Source organism: Collinsella sp. AF02-46-1 (assembly GCF_003465825.1).
GTDB lineage: Bacteria > Actinomycetota > Coriobacteriia > Coriobacteriales > Coriobacteriaceae > Collinsella.
Window position 1 is genome coordinate 1 of record NZ_QSBV01000037.1, and the last position, 5,318, is coordinate 5,318.

The following is a 5,318-nucleotide window of genomic DNA, read 5'->3' on the forward strand; positions in this document are numbered from 1 at the left end:
AGCACATTAAGTGCTCTCCGGCTCGTGCGGAACTCGCGATCGACCAAACCCCGCGCCCCGTCCCGGCGAGCCTCCGACTAGCAACAACAATCACAACGCAACAAGGGGCTCCCCCGTTCATCAACGGAGGAGCCCCTTGCCATATCTAGCTATCAGCCCACCCGGCTCTCCAGACCAAAAAACGAACGAGCAAAGCGACGTTCGCAAGCAGCGTTATCAAAGGACCTGGGAGGGCGTATGGGGCAACATCGATCGCGAGTTCCGCACGCAAAGGAGAGCACTTAACGTGCTCTCCGTCTTGCGCAGGACTGCCCGAGCAGGCGATGTTGCCCTATACGCCCACCCAGGTCCGCCGGGATTACGACAGCTTGACGATCGGTGCAAAACCTTTCATGAGCTTTTTAGTCTGGCCGGTTTTTTCGAATTGAACCTCGATCATGTCTCCGGCGACCGAGATCACGGTACCGGTGCCAAAGGTCTTGTGGCTCACGGTATCGCCCGCGGCAAAGTCCTGCGACGCGCTGGCGCGGTCGACCTTGCGCTCCACCGTCGGCGATACCTTGGACGACGGCTTTTTAGCTCGCGGCGCGCCCGAGCCAAAGGTCGAGGCAACACGGCCGGCGTCGGGCGAGACCCCACGATGGCGCTCGGTCCCGTAGCTGCTGCCACCAAAGAAATCGTCGAAGCTCGATCCGCCGCGCGATCCGGAGCCGCCGGTCGAGCGCGTATGCGAACCGAACACCTTGCCGCCATACATATCCGAGCCCATGCCCGAGCCAAAGGTGCCGTGACGGTCGCCGCGCTTCTCCCAGCCCGTGCCCTCAAAACCGGCAGAACCGATACCGCTAAACTCGATATCCTCAAACGGAATCTCGTTGAGGAAGCGCGAGCGCGGGTTGGCAGAAGTCGAGCCGTAAGTGCGACGCGTGGCCGCATAGGTCAGGAACAGGCGCTTACGGGCACGCGTGATGGCAACGTAGGCCAGGCGACGCTCCTCCTCGAGCTTGCCCGGATCATCGCTGCCGCCAAAGTCGTGCACGTGCGGGAAGATGCCCTCCTCCATGCCGGCCACGAACACCGCCGGGAACTCCAGGCCCTTGGCGGAGTGGATGGTCATCATGGTAATGGCATGCGTCTCGCCTGCCAGGGAATCCAAGTCGGAGCGTAGGGCCAGCCACTCCATGAGTGCCGGCAGCGCCTTACAGGTGAGCGGACCGTAGGTGCGCTCGATCTCGTCGGCATGCACGGCGCCCGCCGATAGCTCTGTTGGCACGGCATACGCGTTGCCCGCGATGGCGGCGGCCAAGGCATCCTGCGGCGAGAGCGCCGGGGCAGCTAGGCTATCGAGCGGATTGGAACCCGCGGCGTCACGAGCGCCGACGAGTGCCTCAAACGAGGATGCCGGTGCAGACGGCCCCGGCTCAGGCGTGGGCGCACTCACCACGACGGGCTCGGACTCGGCGCCGGCAGGCACGTCGGCAACACCGGCTGCGCGCAGCTCTTCTAGACTCTCGAGCGTGCCCTCGATATCCTCGTGCGTCTCCTCAAATTCGGCGGCGACGCCCAGGAATTCCTGGATGTTCTCGGCGCGGCTCTCGGACTCCATGGTGCCCTCGGCGCGAAACGCCTGCAGCAGGCCCGTCTTGTCGACAATCATCTCGACGACATCCTTGAGCTCGCCGTCCATGCGACGGCCCTCGCGCACCAGCGCCACAAAACTCGACAGGCCGTTGCGCACCTTGGCACTAAACATGCCCGTCTCGGCTGTTGCGATCTCGCAGGCCTGGAAGAACGAGCAGCGGTTGTCGCGCGCCAGCTGCTCGATCTTTTGGATCGAGGTGGAGCCGATGCCGCGGCGCGGCGTGTTGATGACGCGCTTGACGCTCATCTCGTCGGCCGGGTTCACGATCATCTTGAGGTAGGCCATGACATCGCGGATCTCGGCGCGGTCGAAGAATCGCGTGCCGCCGACGATCTTGTAGGGCACGCCCGCGCGCAGGAACATATCTTCGAGGATACGCGACTGGGCGTTGGTGCGGTAGAACACGGCGATATCGTCGTAGCTCGTACCCTTGGCATGCAGCTTCTCGATCTCGCCGGCAATCCAGCGACCCTCGTCGCGCTCGTCGCTTGCCTGGAAAGCCTGAATCTTCTCGCCATCGCCCTCGGCCGTAAACAGGCGCTTGTCCTTGCGCTGCGAGTTGTGGCGAACAACGGCATTGGCGGCGCTCAGGATATGGCCCGTAGAGCGATAGTTCTGCTCCAGCTTGACGGTCTTGCAGTTTTTAAAGTCCTGCTCAAAGTCCAGGATGTTGGTGATGTCGGCGCCACGCCAGCTGTAAATGGACTGGTCGTCGTCGCCCACGACCATAAGGTTTTGGTACTTGGCGGCCAGCAGGTTGGCGATCTCGTACTGGACGTGGTTGGTGTCCTGATACTCGTCGACGCTAATGTAGCGGAAGCGCTCTTGATACTTGTCGAGCACCTCGGGGCGGGTGCGCAGCAGCTCGAGCGTGCGCACGAGCAGGTCGTCGAAGTCCATCGCGTTGGCGGCGCGCAGGCGGCGCTCCAGCTCCAAGTAGACCTGCGCGGCCTTTTTGTCATTGGGGCTGTCAGCGGATTTGAGCATGTCCTCGGGCCCAATCATGGCGTTTTTGGCCGAGCTGATCTTGCTGCGGATCATGTTGATGGGGAACTGCTTTTGCTCAATGCCGAGCGCCTGCATAATGTCGCGCACCATGCGCTTTGAGTCGTCGTCATCGTAGATGGTGAACTGACCGGTATAGCCCAGCAGGTCGGCGTCCTCGCGCAGCATGCGCACGCACATGGCATGGAAGGTGCACACCCACATGCCACGAGTGCCGCTTGGGATGAGTGCCGCCAGACGCTCGCGCATCTCGGCAGCGGCCTTGTTGGTAAACGTGATGGCAAGAACCTGCCAAGGCTTAACGCCCAGGTCGCCGAGCATATGAGCGATGCGGAAGGTCAAGACGCGGGTCTTGCCCGAGCCAGCACCGGCAAGGACCAGCAACGGGCCCTCGGTGGTCAGGACGGCCTCGCGCTGGGCGGGGTTAAGGCTGTCGATGTCGACGAGCGGCTTGACAGGCTTGGGCGCCGGCGCGGGAGCGTCGTAGATGTCGAGCGGGACGAGCTCGGACTCCGGCGCGGCGGGGGCGGTGTATGCATCGAGCGGCACGGGTTCCGGCGCGGGCGGCACGGGTACCGCGGCATTCTTTTCCCAGGGCAGGGGCTGGGTCATGGGCGACTCCTCATCTGACGGACGGCGCGCCTGCGGGCAGCGCCATAGTTTGAGCCGTACCAGTATACCGAGCCGCACGGACACCGACGCAAATCACACCGCGACTCCGTGCGCCACCATCGGACCCACCCCATCGCCCAAAAAAGAGGGCAGCATAGACCTTTTGGTCATGCCGCCCTCGTTGAATGACAAGTTGTCGCTCTGGCCGCCGCGCAGCGTCAACCAAGTTACAGGCCGAGCATAGGCTCCAGAACGAAGAAGTACGCGAGCACCACGATGCCCAGGATGATGCGGTAGACGCCGAAGCACTTGAAGTCGTGACGGCGAACGAAGCCCATAAGCCACTTGATGGCAATGAGCGACACCACAAAGGCGACGGCGCAGCCCACGCCCAAGATGGCGATCTCGTTGGTGCCGAACGTGCCGCCCTTGATGAAGTACTTGACCAGCTTGAGCGCACTCGCGCCAAACATGACAGGGATGGCCAGGAAGAACGTGAACTTAGACGCCACCGAGCGCGTGCAGCCCAAAAGCAGGCCGCCGATGATGGTAGAACCGGAGCGAGACGTACCAGGCACCAGCGAAAGCACTTGGAAGCAGCCGATACCCAGCGCAGTCTTCCAGCTTAGATCCTCGAGCGTGACGATGGAACCAAAGTCCAGATTCTCGTCATCGTCCTCATCCTCAGCGGTAGCCGTGGCGGGCGCCGCAAAGTGCGCACCGGCGGGACGTTCACCCGACACCACAGCACGCGAACCAAACGAACCGGCAACGGCCATTTCCTCGCGCTTGCTCGCGCGCCAGTTCTCGATCACGATAAACAGCACGCCGTACACAATGAGCGCCAGCGCCACGACGGGAGCATTGTAGAAATGCTCCTCCATCCAGTCGTTGAGCGGCAGGCCGATCGCCGCCGCAGGAATGCAACCGAGCACAATCTTGCCCCACAGCACCCAGGTGTCGTGACGGCCCTCCTTGCCCTTGCTGGGCGAGAACGGATTGAGCTCATGGAAGAACAGCACACAGACGGCCAAAATGGCGCCAAGCTGAATCACGACCAGGAACATGTTCCAGAACGTCTCGCTCACGTTCATCTTGACGAACTCGTCCACCAAGATCATGTGACCGGTCGACGAAACAGGCAGCCATTCGGTGATGCCCTCGACCAGGCCCATGAAGGCAGATTTTAAAAGCTCGATGATATCCAAAGGGACCCCCTCGTTAGACACCCGCCGATATTGTTCTGCGGACGGTGCGGGCGATGTCCCATTATCAACCGTTGGCGGCGCGCCTGCGCCTACCCTTACCAAAAAACTCGCCCGTTCACAGAATTGCGAGCGGTCAAACCCAAATCCTTGGGTATAACTGCAACAAGATAAAGTGTCCGGCGGCCAACGCGCCCGCGCCCGCCCGATGCACGAGCCCCGTGCCCGTGCGATAGACCAAGGAGGAAACCATGAACGAGGGCTACACCAAGGTATTTGTTTCACTCGACGGTACTGAACAGCAGGATTTTGTGCTCGCACGCGCCATCAAGGTCGCCGCGAACAACGGCGCCAAGCTAATCATCGGCCACGTTATCGATTCCACGGCGCTCGAGAGCGCCGGTTCCTATCCGGTCGATCTGGTCAACGGCCTAGAGGAGGCATTTAAGAACTCCATCGCCAAGCAGCTCGAAGAGGCCAAGGCCAATCCCGACATTCCCGAGGTCGAAGTCATGATTCGCGCCGGCCGTATTCGTGAGACGCTCAAAGACGAGATGCTCGACGTGGTCAAGCCCGACCTGGTGCTCTGCGGCGCCCGCGGCCTGTCCTCGATCAAGTATGCGCTGCTGGGTTCGATTTCGACGTTCCTGCTGCGCAATACGGACTGCGACATTTTGGTCGTGAAGTAGCGTTGCTCCCACCGGCCGCGGGGCCTGCGGGGTTTCCACGGGCACGTCCTCGCCGCGTTGCGGCTGCGGGATGTGCCCTTAGGAAACCCCTCCCGGCCCCGCGGCCTTCGCAGCCTTACTTCAGGGCTTATAGGACAAAATGTGTGTCCCGATAGAACATCCGTT

3 protein-coding genes are annotated in these 5,318 nt (G+C 62.0%); 1 reads left to right on the forward strand and 2 read right to left on the reverse strand.

Going from position 1 to position 5,318, the window contains the following annotated elements:
• Positions 1 to 358: 358 nt before the first annotated feature.
• Both DWV20_RS09650 and DWV20_RS09655 read right to left on the reverse strand, forming a co-directional pair.
• Complete coding sequence (locus DWV20_RS09650) at positions 359 to 3,259, reverse strand: ATP-dependent helicase (protein WP_118256882.1); 2,901 nt, start codon at positions 3,257 to 3,259, stop codon at positions 359 to 361.
• 227 nt (positions 3,260 to 3,486) lie between these two features.
• Positions 3,487 to 4,467, reverse strand: coding sequence for an undecaprenyl-diphosphate phosphatase (locus tag DWV20_RS09655; RefSeq protein ID WP_118256883.1), 981 nt, complete (start codon positions 4,465 to 4,467; stop codon positions 3,487 to 3,489).
• Between the two features lie 248 nt (positions 4,468 to 4,715).
• Here DWV20_RS09655 and DWV20_RS09660 point away from each other — a divergent pair, with 248 nt between their 5' ends.
• Positions 4,716 to 5,153: a universal stress protein gene (locus DWV20_RS09660; protein WP_006235921.1), complete on the forward strand. Its 438-nt coding sequence runs from the start codon at positions 4,716 to 4,718 to the stop codon at positions 5,151 to 5,153.
• Positions 5,154 to 5,318 lie beyond the last annotated feature (165 nt).

Bases quoted from the DNA above. Each gene is read 5' to 3' on its own strand.
- DWV20_RS09660 (WP_006235921.1), top strand. From the start codon at position 4,716: ATGAACGAGGGCTACACCAAGGTATTTGTTTCACTCGACGGTACTGAA.
- DWV20_RS09650 (WP_118256882.1), bottom strand. From the start codon at position 3,259: ATGACCCAGCCCCTGCCCTGGGAAAAGAATGCCGCGGTACCCGTGCCG.